The sequence below is a fragment of the Mucilaginibacter sp. P4_D1 genome (assembly GCF_056401935.1).
Window position 1 is genome coordinate 38940 of the sequence record NZ_JBFUIJ010000011.1, and the last position, 23079, is coordinate 62018.

A 23079-nucleotide genomic window follows, 5' to 3' on the forward strand; every position below is an offset into this window, starting at 1 on the left:
TGAGCGTGCAGTAAAGTTTAGTTTAGCGTTTTGGTAAACAAATCGTGGTTATTAAGCAACAATTGTACAACCTGGTTATGCTTATCCCTGATAAAACCTAGCGGCATACTCAATGCAGAAACATTAAAGTGATCGGCAGAAACAAAATCCAATGTGCTGGCTCCGCCATCCCACAATTGCGTTGCGTATAAGGCTCCGTTTTTTAAGGAAACCTCTATTTTAAGCACCTGGCCATTGACTGTTATTTGATATTTGCCCAAAAAGCCGTTTGCGTTAAATGATGTTTTCTCGGTTGTTAAGGTTTTAAAATTATTATCTGCCCTTGTCCAGGCAACGCTGCCGTTTACCTTTATTTCAAATACMTTGTTATTCTTATCCCTGATAAATTTAACGGGTAAATTTTGGCTGGTTATTTTAAAATCGTCTCCGCCTACATGGTCTAAAGTCAACACCTGCCCGGTGGTAGATTTGGCCGTTAACTTTCCTTTTTCAACATACACATCTGCAAAAACAGTTTGCCCCGGTTGTTGCGCCTGGTATTTACCGGTATAGGCCGAAAATGCATCTTGTAGGTTACGACAGCTTGCCCCGTTTGCCTCAAACACAGTTAAACAAATAAATAATAAAAGTAGTGACGACGATAGTTTAAAATTATTCATGATTTGTAAAGTGAATAAATGGTTAAAATTTGGATTAATGCAGCGGCTTTAAAAAAGCACTGCTTGCACAAAACAAGTCACTTTACTATTTTTCACCTACTCAAATCGGGATTTGAGTATCATTTAACGGGCGACAACGTAACGTTTAAATCCTTTTGATAGCCACTGGGTGTTACGCCGGTAAATTGTTTGAAGCAGCGTTGAAAAGTTGCCAATGAGTTGAAGCCGCAATCGAAGGCGATGGCAGCAATAGTAAATTTGGAGAGTGAGGCATCAGCTAATTTCTTTCGGGCTTCCATCACCCGGTATTCGTTAATAAAGTCGTTAAAGCTTTTACCAAGGTGCTGGTTAAGCAAATTGGAAAGTTGCTTTTCTGGCAAAGCCATTTTTGCCGACAAAACATCGAGTTTTAACGCCGGGTTAAGGTACAGCCTATCTGTTTCCATTAACCCCAAAAGTTGGGTTTGGTACCTCTCTATTTCATCCTCCGCAAAGTAAGCTTTTGCGGGTATTTTATGATACTCCACCAAATCATCTACCGACATTTTGGCCTGGCGGGCATAAGCGGCCATTCCTAACCAGTAGGCAAACCCAATTGCCAGTAAGGCCATTACAAACCTTACCGGGTAAACCAGCTGTGGTACCGGCAAATAATTCAGGATAATGGTAATTAACCATATGGCCACAATGAGAAACAAAACAACTATCAATGTTTTTAGCCAACGAACATCTTTAAGCTTAAAGCCCGAAAGTTGCTGATTATCGGCTGACCTTACCATTTTAAGGGATAAGCCTAAGTAAATGAGGAAAGAAAAGAAAAATGGCAGCGTGGCCGAACTACCCGCTTCAAAATTCATTACCCAGGTTTCAAATGGCTGGTACCAGCTTCTGATAGCCGGAACGGATAGCAGCCTGAAAAAATGAAAGATAAAGGCAACTTGCGGCCCCATTTCAAATAATAACGGCGCAAAATGAAATCTATCCTTCCTGCTTAGCTGTTGCTTTTCTGACAAAAGACTTCGCGTATAAAAATAAAGTAACGGGCCTAATGCTAACCTGAGCTGCGGTATCACAAAATACACCCATGGATATTTATTGGGGATACCAGAATTTAGGATTACAGCTGTCAACGTAGAATACGACAGTAAGAAGATTACAGCCGCCAGCCACTTGTTGCTTTTAATTTTTTTTGAAGAGTAAAATAATATTACCGAAAGTACCAGGCCCTGAAATGTGAGGCACAAAAGCAAAAAATTTCCGATGATAGGTAGTACGCTCAATATTAATTTGCTAATTAAAAAGTGAATTTACGAATTAGTCCCGTTGGGTAAAGTATTCTATATAAATTGTTTTTTTAGCGGTTTTGCTTTGTGTGTTGAGTGGCGGATGTCTTGTGTTTTACTAAGTGATTAAGTTACAAAAGTCACAAGTGATCTTCCTGCATGCAGCCGCACAACACTTGCGCTAAAGTGGGGTAAAGGATTATATAAAATGTTTTTTTAGCGGTTTTGTTTTGTGTGTTGGGATGGTACAAAAGTCACAAGCGCCCCCTCCCGCATGCAGCCACACAACCTTGCGCTAAATGGGGGCTGACCACTGATTTATTAGAAGCGGGAATGAAATTGTCCACGACCATATTGGTAGCATCATGAATACCCCTGCTGTAGTGCTCCGCTGTGCGAGTCCCCCGCAAACAGCGGAACACTTCAAAAACAGCTACTTCATTAACGATAACTTCACTGCATCCTGTAGTCTGGAGACTACAGGCATAACCGACCAAAGTCAGAGACTTTGGACAGCTTTTTTTTTGCCAACTGAGTTTCATTTATTCAACCTGTAGTTTACGACTTTCTGATTTTCAGTTGCTCTATATCAATTATATCTTTTGATCTGCCACTTTCCTGTTTTTCATTTATCAGGTCTTCATAGCTGATGAAACAAATCTGTGTGCCTTCCAGCCCCACAGTCTCCCTTTTTGCAAAGGCGATCCCAAACTTTTTTAAACTCAATAACTCGGGGAGAAAATCGAAGGAAAAGCTGTCTGCTTCAAATTTGAAGTAAGATTTTTTGGGGGTGGGAGCAATTTCTTGTTCGTATGGAGCAGTGTCAAGACCTAACTCTTTCAGCGCTTTTAAAAGGTTGAAGTAATTTCCATAGGTAGGATTATACCAAATATCAAGATCATGTTTTTCATTGGGTATTCCATTGCTATCCATCGTAATTCGGAAATACCCATGTAATGCAACTGCAGTCCCTCCGACAATTAGATATTCAATGCCATAATTTTGGAGCACTTTGCAAACCTTAACAAGGTCGGCAATCAATTCATTTTCCATAACCCCGCGTCATGTTATAATGTCTTTTTTATCAACAAATTGCTTCTCAATAATTCGAAAAACTTTTCCAACTCTTTGACTTTCTCGGAATCAATAATGTTTGATTTTGGGTTGGGCTTTGGAGCCAACTTCAAAGCAGCAAAATCAGTATAACGTTTTAACTCTGCCATAACATTCTTTTATATTTAATAAATGCGAAAGAAAATGGTCGGCAACCCTCTTCTCTATCAAATATATAAACAATTGGTAACGAACTAAAGTTTTTAGTAGTTAATTTGCTTTAGTTAAAAACCCTTTGTTCTCTAATGAACAGCACCGGGTTTCCTTTATGCGACTCATAAGTCATCAATGGAGATTAGAAATTTATCCCAGCCGACGTCTTCAATTTCCTTTAAAGAGGGAGCTTCATTTATTTTAATTTGAATTCGCGGAACTGTCGGTTCGCCCAGTATTAGATATTCGGGATCTCGCCATATAGTATCACATTCATCGCATAATAGAAAAAGCCTATTGTCCAACGCATTTTTTTGAATGTCAATCCACCCCTGATCACAATAAGGGCACCATCCTACATGATAACATTGATGTTCCATATCTTTTTATTTATAAGAATAAGCTGGGATAACAGTGTTTATGCCTCCGCAATTCGAAATCTTCGACTTCAAATAGCGGTCGTGCATTTATTCCGCCTCCAACCCCATCCGCATCTCCACCATATGCTTCCCAAACCCAACTTTTTCATAAGCCCGTACCGCGCCCTCGTTACCGGCATAAACCTGAAGGCGCAGTTCGGTGAGGCCTTGTGCTTTGACCCATTCCTTTAGCTTGTCGATGATGAGCTTATTGATGCCTTTGCCCCTGTGTTGCGGCAAAACGTACATAAAGCCAAGGTAGGCAAAGCGTTCAAAATCAAAATAAATTTTTTCGCTTTGTTTAATGCGGACGTAGCCGCTGCCTACGAGCTGGCCGTCGAGTTCGGCAACTAACAGTTCCACATCGGGCGAGGTTATAAACATTTCCAGGTCGTAATATTTGATAGCGCCGGGCACCAGGGTTGGATCGAAGGGGCGCTCGGCGGTGATAACGCCCTGCTCAAATTGCAGCAGGGTTGGGATATCGTTGAGGGTGGCTGGGCGGATTTGCATGGGGTGGGATGTTTAGTTTTGTTAAGTATAAGAAATTTAGAAAGATATAATATCGAACACCGAATGTCCAATGTCGAATAATGAACCGAAAAACTTCGGCGTTCGATATTCAAAATTCATTATTCGATATTACTTTAACTTCTGCATTTCGGGTTAATGATATTCTATTACACCCTAAAATGCTCACAGCCCTTCAAAAACTCCTCATCAGCATCGGCGCCAATGCCTATCGCATCGTCAATATTCAATTTATAGCCGTCATAAGTAACACCACCTACGCAGGGATCAACCAGGTGGCCCAGCATGCAGGTGTCCATATCATAAAATTTGACGTTGGGGCTGGCGTATACAAAATGCAGTTTGGCGCTCAGGGCTATACGGCTTTCCAGCATCCCGCCCATCATACAGGCAATGCCTTTTGATTGAGCCTCGTCGTGGATGGCTTTAGCCTCCAGAATTCCGCCCGATTTGGCCATTTTGATGTTGATGTAGTGGCAGCTGCCRCTGTTGATCTGTTTGCGGGCGTCGTGGCGGTTGTATACGCTTTCGTCGGCCATAATTTTTACGGGCGATAGCTGCATCAGTTCGGGCAGCCGATCATCGTACCAGGTGCGCATCGGCTGTTCGCAAAACTCAACGTTGTACTCTCCCATGGCCTGCAGGGCAAAAACGGCATCGTCAAAGCTCCAGCCCTGGTTGGCATCAATACGGATACGCATTTCGGGGCCAACCGCTTCGCGGATCTGTTTAACCCGTTCCACATCGGCGGCCGCATTTTTGCCCAGTTTCACCTTCAGGATGTTTGCACCCGAAGCCTTAAAATACAAAGCTTTCATAGCCATGGTAGGCGGGCTGTCAATACCGATGGTAATGTCCGATTCTACCACGCGCTTTTCTCCGCCTAAAAACCGGTACAGCGGCAAACCGGCATTTTTGGCGGCAATATCATGCAGGGCAATGTCAAAAGCACTTTTAATGGTGGTGTTACCGGCGGCGGCGCTATGCAACTGCTGCATACGGGCGGGAATGTCGAGCGGGTTCTTCCCTATCCACAGCCGGGCAAAATCTTTAGCCATAACCAGGCAGGTTTCCTGYGTTTCGCCCACAATCATGGGGAAGGCCGAGCACTCGCCCACCCCGTAAAAACCGGCATCGGTATGCACCCGGATAAACACATTCTGCGCAGCATCCATAGTGCCGGTAGCAATGGTGAATGGCTCCATGGGGATGCTAAATCGATAAATATCAATATGGGTAATTAATAGTTTGTGTTGCATGGAAACGGTATTTCTTTTCTCTGCCCACCTGTCATGCTGAGGTACGAAGCATCTATTCCCGAACTTTGCAGGTTGGCCATGCTTGGTGGTTAACAGATGCTTCGTACCTCAGCATGACAGGTGGCTATGTAGTCGCAAATTACGATTTTTCAAGCCATCGGCGATTCCGGAACTATTCTTTTTTAAGCCCTCTCCTTTGGAGAGGGTTTGGGTGAGGCTGCTTTTTTTATTTGCACATTATATAACTATAATGTTATATTTGCGTTACTACTATTCAAATACAATTCAATTTTAGCCTCCTGGGCCCTTGTTACACAGGGAAAAGACGCATGGCTAACTTAAAACTTTCTTAAAAACATTATTAATTGCATGGCACAAGACAACACGCCTATATTTGACTATAATTCAACCAGGAATAAATTAATCCTGACAGAATACGGCCGCAACGTACAAAACATGGTTAAGTACATTATTGCGCTGCCCACTAAAGAAGAACGTAACCGCTACGCACAGGTGGTAATTGACCTGATGGGTTTTTTAAACCCGCACCTGCGCGATGTGGCCGATTTTAAACACAAACTTTGGGATCACCTGCACATTATATCTGACTACCAGATTGATGTAGATGCCCCCTACCCCAAACCGACACCTGAGGCTATTCATCTGAAACCACAGCCACTGCGTTACCCGCACCAGCGCATTAAATACAAGCACTATGGCAAAACCATTGAGCTGATGATTGAAAAAGCCAAAGCCATTGATGAGCCCGAGCGCAAACGCCACATGGTACAGGCCATAGCCAATTTTATGAAAATGGCCTATGTGCAATGGAACAAAGATTCTGTTACCGACGAAAGCATTATTGCCGATTTGTACGCCTTATCTGGCGGCACCCTAAAACTGGATGAAAACGTTAACCTTAACCGTGTTGAGTTTAGACCTAACAATAACCAGCAAAGCACCAACAATAACAACCGCGGCCGTAACAACCAGCAAAACAACAATAACAACAACCGCGGCGGTGGTGGCGGTGGCCGTACCAACAATAACCAAAATAACAACGGCCCGCGCAACAATAACCAAAACAACCGTAACCGTAACCAGGGCGCTAAAAAATATTAGTTTATTGATTCACTGGTTCATTAGTTCATTGGTCTTGTCTGGTGATTTTTTTGGGGCGATAATTTTTACAATCGGTGGTTGATGCACCGGTTAATTATTGCGATAAATACTGCAACCCTGTTCTTTGTAAAAAAGAATGGGGTTGTTTGTTTTGCTAACTTTTTAAATTAAAAAAAGTAGTATCTTTTTGTAGTATTTGTACAAATCTTTAGCTCATTAATAGTGTATTATTAGCAGTTTTTTACGCATTTATTACGTTTTTGGCCACAAAAAAACCTGTTTAAAAAGTTTAACACCAACAAAACCCCCAAATTCGCCGCGAAAGACCAATGAACTAATGAACCAATGAACTAATGAACAATCAGGAAAAATTATAATCTTTGCCGGATATAAAAACACATTTAACACTTTCGGGTGTTCACAACATTTGAAGCATTTGACCTATCAATTATAAACACCCATGACTAACGCATTTGTGATAAACGGCGGAAAACCGCTAAAAGGTGAAATTACCCCTCAAGGGGCCAAAAACGAAGCCCTACAGGTAATTTCGGCAGTACTGCTTACCGAAGAGAAAGTCACCATCAGCAACATACCTGATATTAAGGATGTTAACAAACTCATTGAGCTACTGGGCGATATGGGCGTTATCACCGAAAAAACTGACGAATCAACTTATACTTTCATCGCCAAAGATATCGACCAGGATTTTTTCCAGTCGGAGGCTTTTAAAACCAAGGGTGGCGGCTTAAGGGGCTCTATTATGATTGTGGGGCCACTGCTGGCGCGTTTCGGCAAGGCATCCATCCCCAAACCCGGCGGCGACAAAATAGGCCGCAGGAGGCTGGATACGCACTTTCTAGGCTTCGAGAAGTTGGGTGCCCGCTTTGATTATAACCCGGAAGACGGCTTTTTCAATGTAGATGCATCCAACCTGCAAGGTACCTATATCCTTTTGGATGAGGCATCTGTAACCGGCACCGCCAACATTGTGATGACTGCCGTGCTCGCCAAAGGCACCACCACTATTTACAATGCAGCCTGCGAACCATACCTGCAGCAGCTTTGCAAAATGCTTAACCGCATGGGTGCAAAAATCAGCGGCATAGGCTCAAACCTGCTTACTATTGAGGGCGTTACCAAATTAGGTGGCACCGACCACCGCTTGCTGCCGGATATGATCGAGATTGGCTCATTTATCGGCCTGGCTGCAATGACGGGATCTGAGATTACTATCAAAGATGTACATTACAAAGAGTTAGGCATGATCCCAGATGTATTTAAACGCCTGGGTATCAAGTTAGAGTTGCGCGGAGACGATATTTACATCCCTGCACAGGATCACTATGAAATTGAAACCTTCATCGATGGCTCTATCATGACCATTGCCGATGCCCCATGGCCCGGCTTTACCCCCGACCTGCTGAGCATCGTATTGGTAGTGGCAATACAGGCCAAAGGATCGGTTTTAATCCACCAAAAAATGTTTGAGAGCCGTTTGTTCTTCGTAGATAAACTATTGGATATGGGTGCCCAGATCATCCTTTGCGACCCGCACCGTGCTACTGTTATTGGTCTGGATAAGCAGGTTCAATTACGCGGCATTAGCATGACCTCTCCCGATATCCGCGCCGGGGTTTCCCTGCTGATTGCAGCGTTATCGGCACAAGGCAAATCAACCATTTACAATATTGAACAAATTGAGCGTGGTTATCAGCACATTGATACCCGTTTAAAAGCATTAGGCGCAGATATAACGCGTATTTAGGTTTAAAGGTAAAAGGCGAAAGGTAAAAGGTAGCTGCAAACAGTTTTCCAACCTTTCGCCTTTAACCTTTCTCCTTTTACCACTCTTTGCCCCTTTTTGCTTTTTACCGGTAAAGAATTATCTTTACCCTCCAGCATAAAGCTTTCGGCTTTTTTGCTTTCAGCCTTAAGCTCCAGAACATGCCCTACAGAAACCGGAAGTCGACGTACGTTTATTTCATATTGATTTTTGTATTTATAAAGGTCATTTTAAATCTGTTTGCCATTGGGCACTTCGGCTTTCACCGCGATGAGTTTTTGCACCTTGTACTGGCCGATCATCTGGATTGGGGGTATAAGGAAGTACCGCCGTTTATCGCACTGTTGGCCAAGCTAACTGTTACCTTATTTGGCAACTCGGTTTTTGCCGCGCGCATCTTCCCCACCATATTTGCAGGGCTCATTATCTGGTTCGCTGGCCGTATTGTAGTTGAATTTGGGGGCCGCAGGTTTGCCATTACCCTGGCCTGCCTCACCCTGATATTTTCGCCGGCATTTGCTGCGAGCGATTATCTTTTTCAGCCCGTTGTGTTTGACCAGTTTTGGTGGGTTTTAACGGTTTGGCTGTTTATTAAGTACCTCAACACAACCGATGTAAGATATTTATACTGGCTGGGTATGACTGTTGGCTTTGGTATGCTTACCAAATATACCATGTTGTTTTTTACCATAGCGCTTATCATAGGAGTGCTCATCAGCAAGCAGCGTAAGCTATTGTTTAACCGGCACATATTGGGCGCAATGGCTTTGGCGATGCTCATATTTCTGCCCAACTTTATATGGCAGGTAACGCACCATTTCCCGGTGATAACCCACATGAAAGCCCTGCGCGAGGAACAACTTGATTATATTACTACCGGCGACTTTATCAAACAGCAACTCACGGTTCATGGTATTGCTTTGTTTGTTTGGCTCACTGGTTTCGTATTTTTAATCTTTTCGTTCAAGCTGCGTAATTTCCAGTTTCTGGCCATTGCTTACGTACTGATATTCATTTTTTTACTGGAGATGGACGGTAAAAACTATTACCTGTTCGGGGCCTATCCTATGCTGTTTGCTGCAGGCGGCTTTGGGTTTGAACGATGGTTAAAAACAAGCGGTTATGCTTTGCGTACTTTAACTATTGCCTGTTTTACCATTCCAAATATGCTGTTGCTGCCTTTGGTACTGCCCATTTTACCGTTGCAACAAACACTGGCGTTTTTTAGGTTTACCGGCAAAAACCTGCCCCCCTTCAGGTTTGCCATGACCTGGGAAGACCAAAAGTTACACGCCACCACGCAAGATTATGCCGACATGCTTGGCTGGGATGAAATGGCCCAAAAAGTTGGTGTAGCTTACAATAGCCTTACTCCCGAACAACAAAAACAAACCATTGTATACGCCGATAACTATGGCGAGGCCGGCGCATTGCACCACTACCGCAAACAATATAACTATCCCGATGTAGTATCCCTTAACAGCAGTTTTACGCTTTGGGCGCCCGATACGCTTAACTGCAAATACATGATTTATGTGGATGATAACGGCGGCGAAAACATTCGGCAGTTTGTGGCTGGTAACATGATAGGCTCGTACAAAAAAATAGGCGAAGTGGAATACTACCTCGCCCGAGAAAAAGGCACCGGCATTTACCTGCTTACAGACATCAAGTTCCCGCTAAAGGAAAGATACCGGAAGGAGCTGATCAGGAAGAGGATGGAATAGCCGTTTAGGCGAAAGGTAAAGGGTGAAATGCTAAAGGTTTTTTACCTGGCATTGGCACACCCAACATTGATAGGTATCTTTACTACAGGCTATGCTAAAAACAGGAAATACATTACTGCTGATATTGCTTACCTGCAATGGTTTAAGGGCGCAATCAGCATCAAAACCCTTCCCGCAGCATACCACTTATACAAAAGGTGCTATCCTGCTCAATCACCTAAACCAAAAAAGCCTTGACAACAACACGGTTAACTTTTATTGGCAATGGAAAAACCGCTATGTAAAACAGGCGGCTGATAAAAGCCAAAGCTATATCTGGTTTGAAAGGCCGGGCAATAAACAATGTGTATCTGAAGGACAGGGCTATGGCATGATCATAGTTGCCCTGATGGCCGGGGCCGATCAATCTGCAAAGCCCGTTTATGATGCATTGTTCAGATATTATCAATTGCATCCTGCGCGGAAGGGACAATACCTGATGGCCTGGGCGCAAGATAAAAAAGGTGTTAGTACCGATCGCTCCTCGGCAACAGACGGCGATATGGACATTGCCTATTCACTATTACTCGCCGATAAGCAATGGGGCAGCCGGGGCAACAATAACTATTTAAAGGCAGCCAAATTGCTGATAGCCGATATCATGAAGTATGAAATTAACCGGCAGCAGTTTACCATTCTGCTCGGCAATGATGTTGAAGCCGACAGCGAGGATTATTTTGATACCCGTACATCCGATTTTATGCCATCGCACTTTAAAGCATTCAGAGCGGTAACCGGCGACGCAAGCTGGGATAAAGTAACCAACAATACCTATCGCCTTTTTACCCGGATGCAGCAAAAATACAGCCCGGATGCAGGCCTGGTGCCCGACTTTATACAGCAGGTAAACAAAAACCCACATCCCGCCAGGCCTATGTACCTGGAATCGAAGTATGACGGCTGTTATAACTATAATGCCTGCCGTGTACCCTGGCGCGTAGCGGCCGATTATTTGTTATATGGAGATGAAAGAGCTAAAGTAATAACATCCAAAATTAACCACTGGATCAGGTCGACAAGCAGCGATAATCCCGATAATATATCTGCCGGCTACACATTGGCCGGTAATGACCTGCCTACCCGTCATTTCGAAGCGTTGAGCTTTATCGCGCCCTTTACCGTTGCTGCGATGATTGATAGCAAAAACCAGCAATGGCTAAACCACACCTGGGATTACCTGCTTCATTTTAAGCTAAAAGATTATGATTATTACGACAACAGCATCAAAATGTTAAATATGATTATACTCAGCGGCAATTATTGGAAGGTTTAGCTGTTTGCCTCAGGGCAACCGCAGCTAAATTGGGTTAACATAACTTAACACATTTCAGGCAAAACACCGTACAAAAATCTGATAATCAACAATTTAATATTTATTCATGGTTAACACTAAACTGATGTTTCATCTATGCCAGCTGCCTCAATTATAAAAATTCTACTGTAATTTAAGCTGTTAAACATTTGAATAAAAATTAGCGTATAAACAAGAGCCGAACATCGTCGAATAATGTCCAATAAACACCTGTTTGCTTTTCTCATTATTTTGCTGTTGTTAAATGGCAAAGTCTTTTCGCAGGACATTGGCTTAAAAATGAGCCGGGTTAACAGCTCAAACAGTATCTCGCAAAATTCAATATCAAGCATACTAAAAGATAGTTATGGCTTTATGTGGTTTGGTACCCAGGATGGCCTTAACAAGTTTGACGGGTACCAGTTTACGGTGTATAAACATCGGTCAAAAAACAACAAAAGCTTACAAGCCAACAACATTTTAACCATTTGCGAAGATAAAAAAGGGAACATCTGGGTGGGGACACGCATGGGCGGGCTTAGTAAATATGACAGGGAAAAAGATGAATTTGTAAACTTTAAAGCCGACCCAAAAAAGCCATCAGCCCTAAACAACAACAATATCATCAGCCTTTTTAGTGATACCAAAAACAACCTTTGGGTTGGTACAGATAATGGGCTGAACCTGCTTATGAATGGCAAAACCGAATTTAAACACTTCATTCATAACAGCAAAGATACCAATAGCCTGAGCAGCGCGTCTGTTTATTCCATCTGCGAAGATGGTTACCGCCAGCTGTGGATAGGTACCGATAGCGGCCTGAATTTATACAACGAAAAAACGGGACATTTCAAAAGATTTATTCACGACCCTAAAAACAACAAAAGTATCAGCAATAATTCAATAAATGCCATTACCGAAGACGAACACCATAACCTTTGGATAGGCACAAACAATGGATTGAACTTGCTTAACAGGAGCAGCCTTACCTTTACCCACTATGCCAACGAAGCGGATCGCTATAGCGCCACCGGCAATAATCCTATTTATAGTTTATCGGCCAATAAAGCGGGAAAACTTTGGGTTGGTACCAATACTACATTACAGCTGCTAAACGTGGATAAAAAAGTATTTGTCCCTATAAATCAACCGTCTCCTGAAAATGAAAACATGCCAAATGATGGCATTTACTCTCTGTTTGCCGATCAGCAACATACATTATGGGTAGGCACCTCAAGCGAAGGGGTCTTAAAGTACGACAAAAATCTCAATATTTTCCCCTCATTTAAGTCCTCGCCTAACAACTCACCATCGGCAAAAAATATTATCCGGGGTTTAGCTCCTGACAATAAGGGGCAGCTTTATTTAGCTACAGATGCTGGTTTGGTTTATTTCAACCTTGCAACAGGCACCGGAATTACCTACACCCATGACAGTTCGGCGAAAAACAGCCTGATAAGTAATTATACCTCGTGTATTTTAATGACTAAAGCAAATGACGCGGTATGGCTGGGGACTTACAGCAATGGTGCAGACCGGTACGATGTTAAATCAAAACTATTCACCCACTTTACGATGGGAAATGGGCCAACAAACATAAACAGCACGGCTGTTTACGCCCTGCTTGAAGACCGCAGGGGCAACATTTGGATGGGCACAAACCTGGGAGGTGTAAATACTTATGATACAAAAACAAAAAAAATAAAAAAATGGGTTAACGACCCAAAAGATCCCAACTCGATAGCCGACAATTCAATTCAAGCACTTTACGAAAGTCGTGACGGCCATATTTGGTTAGGTGGTTACTCCAACGGAGTAAGTATCTACGATCCGGCTACGAGCAAGTTTTCAAGGATCAATACTGAAAACAGCAAGCTTACCAGTAATGTGATAAGTTATTTTTATGAAGATAACGAACACATGTGGATAGGCACCATGGAAGGTGGTTTAAATTGTTATGATTTTAAAACGAAGAAAATAACGGCATACACCGAAGATAACGGATTGATAAATAACACAGTAAATTACCTAACAGCCGACAACAAAGGTTTTATATGGATTACTACATTAAAGGGTATTACACGTTTTGATCCGGTGAATAAAACTTTTAGGAACTTTGGCGAACACAATGGGGCCAAAAGCCTGGAATTTAATTTATCAAGCGGTACCAGGCTGGCTGATGGGCGAATTGCTGTTGGCAGCATAAACGGGTTCAATGTAATTGACCCAACTAAACTAAGTTTTAACAACAACGTTCCGGTTGTAAGGATAACAGGCTTTAATTTATTTAATAAGCCGGCTCCTTTACCAATTGTAAATCCTGCTTTAAAGCAAGATGGTTTCTCTGCCGGCCAAATCGGGCTCAAGCATTTCCAATCAGTATTCACTTTTGAATTCGCGGCGCTTGACTATACAATTCCACAGGAGAACAAGTACGCTTATAAGCTGGAAGGTTTTGACCCCGAATGGAGATATATAGGAAACAAGCACGCCGTTACTTACACTAACCTTGACCCAGGCACGTACACTTTTTTAGTTAAAGCATCAAATAACGATGGCGTATGGAACAACAATGCAACAGCTGTTAAGATAATAATTGTGCCCCCATTCTGGAAAACATGGTGGTTTCGTACGCTGGCGGCGATATTTATTTTGGCGGGCATATATATAATTTACAAGCTGCGGATTAAATTTTTAGATGCGCAAAAACACGAACTGGAAAAATTAGTTAATGAGCGTACCACGCAAATAAGCAGGCAAACAAGCGATTTAAAAATCTTAAACGAAGAGTTACAGCTACAGGCACAACAATACCAGGCACAATCAGAAGAATTACAGTCGCAGTCAGAAGAGTTAATTGAGCAACGCGAGAAGGAACAAAAAGCCCGCGAAGAGGCCGAAAAGGCCAACATGGCCAAAAGTACTTTCCTGGCCACCATGAGCCATGAAATTCGCACACCAATGAATGGTGTGCTGGGCATGGCATCGTTACTTGAAGATACGAAGCTGGATACCGAACAACGGGAGTATACAGAAGCTATATTAAATAGCGGCGAATCGCTGTTAACAGTTATTAACGATATTCTTGATTTCTCAAAAATTGAATCGGGCAACCTGGAGCTCGATCCGCATAATTTTAACCTCAGAAAATGTATTGAAGACGTATTTGACCTGTTTGCTTCAAAAACTACCAAGTCCGGCATCGACTTGATTTATCAAATTGACGACCAGGTACCGTCCGACATTTTTGCAGATGGCTTGCGCTTACGGCAAATTTTGATAAACCTAGTGGGCAACGCCATAAAGTTCACCCACAAAGGCGAAGTGTTTGTATATGTAACCTCACAAACTATTAATGACGATACTTTAAAACTAACATTTGCAATAAGGGATACCGGCATCGGGATTTCTGAAGACCAGCTTGGCAATTTATTTAAAGCATTTAACCAGATAGACTCATCTGTAACACGTAAATATGGTGGCAGCGGGCTCGGCCTGGTTATTAGCGAGCGTTTGGCCAAATTAATGGGGGGCCAAATCACCGTTCAAAGCAAAAAAGCATTTGGCAGCACTTTTACCTTCAATATCATCTGTAACACTTGCGCGCAATTCCCCCCGGCTATGTTAATACCCAATGGTAAAATAGCCGAAGGAAAAAAAGTGTTGGTGGTTGACGATAATGAAACCAATTTAAGGATATTAAAAACGCTGCTTGAAAAATGGAAAACTGAAGTTATCGCCGTATCATCCGGGCAGGAGGCTTTATCGGTATTATCGGACACAAAGCATATCGACCTGATTATAACCGATATGCAAATGCCGGATATGGATGGTATAACCCTGGGTACCCGGATAAAGGCCCTGCCAGTTTTATGTCCCGTAATATTATTGAGTTCTATTGGCAACGACAGCAAAAAAACTCACCCGCACCTGTTTACATCAATACTTACAAAGCCTGTTAAACAACAGCACTTTTACAATATTATTGAAACAGTGTTAAAAAACGAAACGGTGGTGAGTGCCGAAAAGAAAGCAAGTTTGTTATCAGAAAAATTCGCAACGGGGTATCCTTTTAAGATGCTGGTTGCCGAAGACAACTTAATGAACCAAAAACTCATCATCCGCGTTTTGAACAAATTGGGATACCAGCCCGATTTGGCAAATGATGGCAAAGAAGTATTGCAAATGATGGAGCAAAATCCCTACGAAATTATATTAATGGATATCCAGATGCCTAATATTGATGGGCTTGAAGCTACGAGGCTTATCCGAAAAAATCATGACGCCAAACCCATTATAATTGCCCTCACTGCCAACGCACTTAGCGAGGATAAGGACAATTGCTTTACCGCCGGTATGGACAATTATCTGTCCAAGCCCATTAACATTGAACTTTTATTGGCCGCTTTAAAAGATGCATACGCTAAAATTACCTGATATTTTTGCGGATACGGCTGAGCGACGTTGGCGTAACGCCTATAAACGACGCCAGGTACTTTTGCGGGATTTTTTGAATGTATGGTGGCTTTGAGAGTAACTGAAGGTAACGCTCTTCGGCCGAATCTCTTTGCAAAGCAGTAAACCTATCGATAAGATTTAGCACGGCATCCTCCCAAAAGTTGCGCATCATCTCCTGCGTTTTGGGATGTGTTTGATATAGTTTTAGCAATTCGGTTTTGGGCAAATACATCACCTCACTATCTTCAATGGCCTGTAAAAAATAAACAGAGGCTTTTTCACTTATAAAACTGTAAATATCAATGGCCGATGAGTTTTTAAAGGCAAACCATACCGATATTTCCACATCGCCGGTAAGGTAAAAGAGCCTTAAACATCCATCCTGAACAAAAACAAGATCACTGCAGATATCACCCTCCTTTAACAGAAACTCATTTTTACTTAGCTGCTTTTTTTTAAACCGGCCAGCAATATCATCCAGTTCAGCGTCATCCAGCTTTACGTAGTTACTGATAAAGTTTTTCAGCTGCGTGCTCATAGTAAACAAAAATTTACCCAAGTTCGGTAATTCCGGCGTACAATTAATTGCKTTATAACAAATTATTGCACTGAAAATTTAAGACGCTTTTCGATTCACCCCTATTTTCGGAGGCAAATGATAAACCGGACTGAATTAATTGATATGATGATCTATCTTTAAAACCTTCCTGATTAACTCCATATTAAGTGGCTTGCTGATATATTCCTTCACAACGCTGTGCTTTAAAGCGCGATCTATATCGTGCCTGAATATAGAAGAGGATAATATAATAATCTGGCTGTTGCTGCCGTCGCCAATATTTAAACGGTGATATTCATCCAGGAACTTCCAGCCATCCATTACCGGCATAGCCAGGTCAAGGAATATAAATTCAGGCAATTTACCCGATTCTTGCTTAATACTTAATAGCTTTTCGATGGCATCGCGGCCGTTTAAACAAACTGTTATATTGGTATGTTTACTTGCCCTTTTGATTAAAGTCTCGGCAATAAAATTATTAACTACATCGTCATCTATGATCAGTACATCGGTGGGTTGATTGTAATTCATTCTTAAACAACAAATTAAACATCCATTGTTTTGATATTTTTTCATTATTAGCCAAAACAAACAATCATTTTGGCAATTTTTCGCGAGTTTAAAGTAAATCCTTATGTATTTTGACTTGTATAATAACGAATGGGATATAAAAAAACAGCTTTAATTAATTAGCACTAACAAAGAAAGCCTTTCGGAACATCCAAAAGGCTTTCTATATTAAAATACCATCCTTATCCTAAAATAAGGTAAATTCAACCCTGCGGTTAGCCTGGCGGCCTGCTGCAGTTTTATTGGTTGCAATTGGTTGCGTTTGGCCATAACCCGTAGCTTCAATACGTGAGGCATTTGCTCCCTTATTTACCAGGTAAGCTTTAATTGATTCGGCACGATCCTTTGACAGGCGCATATTCAAATCGTTTGAACCGGTATTGTCGGTATGCCCGGCCAGCTTTAAACTAAAGTTTTTATCAACCAACAATTGTGCAACCCTATCAAGGCTTGGCAATGAGTGTGCACGAATGGTTGCTTTACCTAAATCAAATTCAAGATTTTTGATAGCATCTTTAACTACTTTCTTATCTTCCTCGGTTACATATACTTTAACCTCGGGTTTAGCCAACGGACAGCCGGAGCCATCTACTTTTGTGCCGGCGGGCGTATTGGGGCATTTGTCATTAACATCTGCCACGCCATCTCCGTCACTATCGGTGGTTAATTTTGCAAGATTTGCATTCGTAGCATTCAAATCGTTTCTAAGTGCATCGTTTTTAGCTTTTTCAGCGTCAATTTGTTGTTGCAAGGCATTCTTAGTCTGTTCGTTTTGCCACATATACTCTGTTCGCATAGATGCTACCGGGTTATGTGTAGCCATCTGTGGTTTCTTTCTGCTCCCAAGGGCAAATTCTAAACCGATATGGGCATACGAGAACCTGTCGTTTCCGGATCCGTATTTATAGCCGTCGAAATTATCGGAGTTAACAAAATTAACCTGGTAACCAAGATCAAGGTTTACTCCCGGAGCCAGGTCAAACTTCAACCCTAAACCTAAAGGAATATACACCTCGTTAATTGACCCATTACCTGTATTTTTGAAGTTAACCTGCTGGCCACCAACCGGGGTAATTTTGGGCGTATAGTTCATGGTACCCGCTCCTACTGTTAAGTATGGTTGAATAAAAGGTTTTTCGTGCCTCCAGTTAATATTGGCCAGTGTAATGTTGGCGCTTAAAGCTGCAGACCAGTTAATATTTGTTTCATATTGCGAATAAACCGTGTTTCCTAAACCATCTGGCTGGCTGCTGGTTCCTTTAACTTTACCGCGAAGAAAATCGGCCTGCAGGCCAAATGACGGCAAAATTTGTTTTTTGATATAGGCACCATATCCAACCTGCTCCTGCGGATGGGTAAAATCTTGCTTATTATTGCTTCCAAAAACAGTAAAAGGAGTTAATAAACCGCCATGTACACCTATTGACCAGGTACGCATCTGGTCGCCACCTGAAAATGGCTTTATATAATCTTTAGTAACAACAGATGTATCTGCAGTTTGAGCGAATAATTTACCGCCAACCATCAATCCGGTAAGAATTAATGTGGCTTTTGTTAAATTTTTTTTCATATTATCGTGTTTAGTATAAGGCTCACCTTCCGGTTACCTCAACAATGATGTTGCAACATTAATGCCCCAAATAGCCTGTGTGGTAAATATGCCTTCATTTACCTGTTAACAGTMTTCATTACAAAGCATTGGATAATACTTTCAATTACGCTAAGATTTTGTTATAAAAAAGCAAATGCATCAAAAACAGTACATTTTATATTTGCCGCCAATACTATATCTTTGATTATTGCTCAATCTGTTAACTTAACAGCAACTAATTACTATCGTAACCGTATAAGAACGATAATTATAACCGTTCCATTTTTGGCAACTTTTTTCATTTAAATTGTATCAGCAACGTTGTATGTACAAGTGGTACCGTATTCTTAAACCGATTATTTGCGCTTTAATACTAAGCTGCAGCTTAATTCCGTTTATTGGCCACGCCCAAAACCAAAGTCTTAAATTTTTGCATGTGGGCACCGCCGAAGGGCTATCGCAAATAAATGTAAACTGTATTTTTCAGGATAGCCGGGGTTTTATGTGGATTGCTACCCGAAACGGTCTCAATAAGTATGATGGTTATCGCTTTATTACTTACAGATACGATGACAAGGACAGTAACTCTTTAAGCAACAATAATGTAACAGATATTGTTGAAGACAATAACGGCAACATGTGGTTAGCAACCCAAGGCGGCTTAAATATGTTCCAACGCAGCAAAGGCTGTTTTATACGTTATACACATGATAGCAGCAACCCCAAAAGCATTAGTGACAATATTATTACCCGTTTGCTTTTTGATAACGGTAACCTTTGGATTGCAACTCAAAACGGCGGACTCGACCGCTACAATTTAAGCGGCAATACTTTTACACATCACCAGCACAGCGATAAGGACACCGGTAGCCTGAGCAACAACAATGTACGCACGGTTTACAAAGATTCAGAACAACGGATCTGGATTGGAACAGGCAGCGGATTGAACCTTTATAATCCAAAAACAAACAATTTCATACAGTTACCGTACTATGATCCGGTAACAAAAACCCCTGACAGCGTAGTTATTAGCTGCATATTTGAAGACAAACTCCATCGTCTTTGGCTGGGCAGTCAAAACGACGGACTTTTTTTGTTTAACCCCGCCAATAAAATATTTAAACGTTTTATACAGGATAAAACCCGTGCCGACGCTATTTCATCTAATACAGTTTATGCTTTAAACAATGATACAGATGGTAACTTATGGATAGGCACCGAAAACGGTGGCCTTTGTGTGTTAGATAAACAAACCGGCAAATTTAGCACTTATGAGCACGATGAGGTAGATAACAACAGTATCAACGGTAATTCGGTATACGGTATTTGCCGCGACCGGACGGGCAATATGTGGGTTGGCGCTTTTGGGGGCGGCATCAACCTATCAAAAAAAACAACCTCCAGCTTTACCTTATACCGGCATAATAGTCACCCTGAAAGCCTGTCCAATAATTACGTACTTGACCTGGCTGAAGATAAAGACCATAAAATTTGGATTGGCACTGATGGCGGCGGAATAAACAAGTTTGACCCGGTAACTAAAACGTTTAAGGCCTATAAACAAACGCCCGATGGAAAAAACAGCATAACCGGTAATTATGTACTTACAGTAAAGCCTGATGCTGATGGCAAACTTTGGATTGGTACCTGGGGCGATGGACTAAGCGTATTTGATCCTAAAAAAAATACTTTTACCAATTACAAGCACGATGCCGCCAAACTACAGGGAATTGGCGGCAACAATATTTATTACATTTTACATGCCCGTAACCGGAAGACATGGCTGGCCACCTTTAATGATGGATTAGACTGTTATGATCACGACACCAAGGTATTTACCCATTATCATTTTGATGTAAACGATCCAAAATCTATTAGCAGCCCAAGGCCTTATGTAATGTTTGAAGACAAAAAAGGCAACATATGGGTAGGCACTTCAGATGGAGGGTTGGACCTTTTTAACAGCAAGACAAATACGTTCACCCGCTTTGTTCACGACGAAAAGACGAACAGCATAAGTAACAATGGCGTAACCGATATTTTTGAAGATAATAAAGGCCGGCTTTGGCTGGCTACACTATCGGGCCTCAACCTTTTTGATCTGTCAAGCAAACACTTTACTACATTTACAAAAAAAGACGGCTTACCAAGCGATATCATTTATGCCATAAGGGCCGACGATGCCGGCAAACTCTGGATAAGCAGCAACGGCGGGCTATCCAAATTTGATCCTGAAAATAAAACCTTTTATAACTACAGTACAGAGGATGGCCTGCAGGGCGACGAGTACAAACCCCATTCGGCCTTAAAAACAACTGATAAAACTATTTATTTTGGCGGCATTAATGGATTTAATTCTTTTTCGCCTGAAAAGGTACTTAAAAAGGCCGGCTTTGCCCCCCTGGTTATCACCTCCTTTCAATTATTTAACAAACCGCTTACCATCGCGGTAAACGCGCAGGACCCCTCGCCGTTAAAAAATGATATTACCGATACCCGCAACCTCACGCTATCGTATAAACAATCCGTGTTTTCTTTCGAATTTGCGGCACTTGACTACGCATCAACTGACAGAAAGCAGTACGCCTACTATTTAGACGGCTTTGATAAGGAATGGAATTATATTGGTAACCATAACACAGCTTTATATACCAACCTTGCACCTGGCACCTACCATGTACGGCTGAAATACCGCAATAGCCAGGGATTATGGTCGCCGGTAACAACTCCGCTTCAAATAACTATTATACCGCCATTCTGGCTTACCTGGTGGTTTGATACTCTTGGTGTTTTGGCATTTGCCGGTTTAATTTACGGCTTTTTTAAATACCGGATGCGCGCTGTAAGGCAGCAAAAAGAACAGCTTGAAATACAGGTAAAAGAACGCACCGAAAGCATCACACAGCTTACTATCGAAGAAAGAAGATCGCGCGAAGCGGCAGAAAAAGCCCGCGAGGAAGCTGAAAATGCCAACAAAGCCAAAAGTATATTTTTAGCTACCATGAGCCATGAAATCCGTACACCAATGAATGGTGTGATAGGAATGGCAACCTTGCTGGCCAATACCGACCTTACCGACGAACAGACCGAATACACCGAAACTATTAAACACTCGGGCGATGCCCTGTTGACGGTAATCAACGATATTCTCGATTTTTCCAAGATCGAATCGGGCAATATGGAATTGGAAGAGCATGACTTTAACATCCGGGATTGCGTAGAAAGTGTACTCGATCTTTTTGCTGATAAAGCATCAAAACTAAACATCGACCTTATTTACCAGATAGAGCCCGGTGTACCAGAGCATATCATTGCCGATTCGATGCGCCTGAGGCAGGTATTGATAAACCTGGTAGGCAATGCTATTAAGTTTACAACCGAAGGCGAAATATTTATTAATGTTGACAGGCTTACAGGAGATGATGGCGGTTTTGAATTGTCGTTCACCGTTCGCGACACAGGTATTGGAATACCCGAAGACAAATTGTCGCGGCTTTTCAAGGCATTTTCGCAGGTAGATTCCAGCACAACGCGCAAATACGGCGGCACAGGGCTTGGTTTGGTTATCAGCGAAAAACTAATTCATTTAATGGGCGGCCAAATTAAAGTAAGCAGTCGGGTTGCACATGGCACCACGTTCAGCTTTAACATAAAAACCAGGGTTGGGATAAAAACCAATTCAAGCAATTTTAACCTGGATACCGCCAACCTGGAAAATAAACAGGTATTGGTTGTTGATGACAATGCAACCAATCGCAATATTATGGAGAACCAGCTAAAGCATTGGAAATTTGTTCCTTTAATTGCCAGTTCCGGCGATGAAGCTTTAGCCATTTTAGCCACCAACAGCCAAATTGAGCTTGTAATTACAGATATGCATATGCCGCAGATGGATGGCGCCCAGCTGGCACGTAAAATAAAAGCCACGCACCCCACCCTGCCGCTAATATTGTTAAGTTCCATTGATAAACAAACCAAACGCGATTTTGATCTGTTTAACGTAATATTAACCAAGCCGGCCAAGCATAACATATTGCTTAAACACATTATAGATCAGTTAAAGAATGATAAAACGATTGCAGCCGATCAAAAACCTCAAAAAGACGCACTGTCAAAAGAACTGGCCATTAAATACCCGTTAAATATTTTGATTGCCGAAGACAATTTGATAAACCAAAAGGTAGCCAGGCAGATACTTAATAAAATGGGCTATCAACCAGATATTGCTATAAACGGCCGGGAAGCCATTGACGCAGTGGCGGCAAAGCAATACGATGTTATCCTGATGGATATCCAAATGCCCGAAATGGACGGCCTGGAAGCAACCCGTTACATCAGGAAAAACGTAGCCATTCAGCCAATAATTATCGCCATGACAGCCAATGCAATGGTAGAAGACAAGGAAGCCTGCCTGCAAGCCGGCATGGACGATTACCTGAGCAAACCCATGAAGCTTACCGAAATTATTGGTATGCTGGAGAAGTATGGAAAACAGGTGAATGCAGGGGTATAATTGAAT

The 23079-nt window shown here is 42.1% G+C and carries 14 protein-coding genes; 6 read left to right on the forward strand and 8 right to left on the reverse strand.

The genetic code is table 11. The features are described 5' to 3' along the window. Positions 1-17: 17 nt before the first annotated feature. From AC1DV1_RS12330 to AC1DV1_RS12350, 5 genes are all read right to left on the reverse strand, one after another. Positions 18-659, reverse strand: a complete 642-nt coding sequence (locus AC1DV1_RS12330; RefSeq protein WP_477359426.1) for a hypothetical protein — start codon at positions 657-659, stop codon at positions 18-20. A gap of 119 nt (positions 660-778) precedes the next feature. Next, positions 779-1672 carry a helix-turn-helix domain-containing protein gene (locus tag AC1DV1_RS12335; protein ID WP_477359430.1) on the reverse strand — a complete coding sequence of 298 codons (894 nt, stop codon included), beginning with the start codon at positions 1670-1672 and terminating at the stop codon, positions 779-781. Positions 1673-2500: 828 nt separating this feature from the next. Next, positions 2501-2995 carry a hypothetical protein gene (locus AC1DV1_RS12340; RefSeq protein WP_477359433.1) on the reverse strand — a complete coding sequence of 165 codons (495 nt, stop codon included), beginning with the start codon at positions 2993-2995 and terminating at the stop codon, positions 2501-2503. 680 nt (positions 2996-3675) lie between these two features. Then, positions 3676-4140, reverse strand: coding sequence for an N-acetyltransferase family protein (locus AC1DV1_RS12345; RefSeq protein ID WP_477359436.1), 465 nt, complete (start codon positions 4138-4140; stop codon positions 3676-3678). Between the two features lie 167 nt (positions 4141-4307). Further along, positions 4308-5417: a mandelate racemase/muconate lactonizing enzyme family protein gene (locus tag AC1DV1_RS12350; protein WP_477359439.1), complete on the reverse strand. Its 1110-nt coding sequence runs from the start codon at positions 5415-5417 to the stop codon at positions 4308-4310. A gap of 369 nt (positions 5418-5786) precedes the next feature. Here AC1DV1_RS12350 and AC1DV1_RS12355 point away from each other — a divergent pair, with 369 nt between their 5' ends. The 5 genes from AC1DV1_RS12355 (at position 5787) to AC1DV1_RS12375 (ending at position 15819) form a co-directional block, all read left to right on the forward strand. Next, positions 5787-6539 (forward strand): DUF4290 domain-containing protein, encoded by a 753-nt coding sequence (locus tag AC1DV1_RS12355; RefSeq protein ID WP_477359442.1) that lies wholly within the window; start codon positions 5787-5789, stop codon positions 6537-6539. Between the two features lie 460 nt (positions 6540-6999). Continuing rightward, entirely contained in the window at positions 7000-8307 is a 1308-nt protein-coding gene (gene murA / locus AC1DV1_RS12360; RefSeq protein ID WP_147052225.1) for a UDP-N-acetylglucosamine 1-carboxyvinyltransferase, read from the forward strand. A gap of 179 nt (positions 8308-8486) precedes the next feature. Continuing rightward, positions 8487-10052, forward strand: coding sequence for a glycosyltransferase family 39 protein (locus tag AC1DV1_RS12365; RefSeq protein ID WP_477359445.1), 1566 nt, complete (start codon positions 8487-8489; stop codon positions 10050-10052). A 91-nt stretch (positions 10053-10143) separates the two neighbouring features. Further along, a complete protein-coding gene (locus AC1DV1_RS12370) occupies positions 10144-11364 on the forward strand; it encodes a family 8 glycosyl hydrolase (RefSeq protein ID WP_477359448.1) in 1221 nt (406 codons plus the stop codon). 234 nt (positions 11365-11598) lie between these two features. Then, positions 11599-15819 (forward strand): hybrid sensor histidine kinase/response regulator, encoded by a 4221-nt coding sequence (locus AC1DV1_RS12375; protein ID WP_477359451.1) that lies wholly within the window; start codon positions 11599-11601, stop codon positions 15817-15819. Here AC1DV1_RS12375 and AC1DV1_RS12380 read toward each other — a convergent pair. The 3 genes from AC1DV1_RS12380 to AC1DV1_RS12390 form a co-directional block, all read right to left on the reverse strand. Beyond that, positions 15812-16378 carry a Crp/Fnr family transcriptional regulator gene (locus AC1DV1_RS12380; RefSeq protein WP_477359454.1) on the reverse strand — a complete coding sequence of 189 codons (567 nt, stop codon included), beginning with the start codon at positions 16376-16378 and terminating at the stop codon, positions 15812-15814. The genes AC1DV1_RS12375 and AC1DV1_RS12380 overlap by 8 nt on opposite strands. Before the next feature lie 135 nt (positions 16379-16513). Next, entirely contained in the window at positions 16514-16930 is a 417-nt protein-coding gene (locus tag AC1DV1_RS12385) for a response regulator (protein WP_477359457.1), read from the reverse strand. 226 nt (positions 16931-17156) lie between these two features. Next, positions 17157-18539 (reverse strand): OmpA family protein, encoded by a 1383-nt coding sequence (locus AC1DV1_RS12390; RefSeq protein WP_477359460.1) that lies wholly within the window; start codon positions 18537-18539, stop codon positions 17157-17159. A 346-nt stretch (positions 18540-18885) separates the two neighbouring features. Between AC1DV1_RS12390 and AC1DV1_RS12395 the strand changes: the two genes are divergently transcribed. Next, positions 18886-23073 carry a hybrid sensor histidine kinase/response regulator gene (locus AC1DV1_RS12395; RefSeq protein WP_477359463.1) on the forward strand — a complete coding sequence of 1396 codons (4188 nt, stop codon included), beginning with the start codon at positions 18886-18888 and terminating at the stop codon, positions 23071-23073. Positions 23074-23079 lie beyond the last annotated feature (6 nt).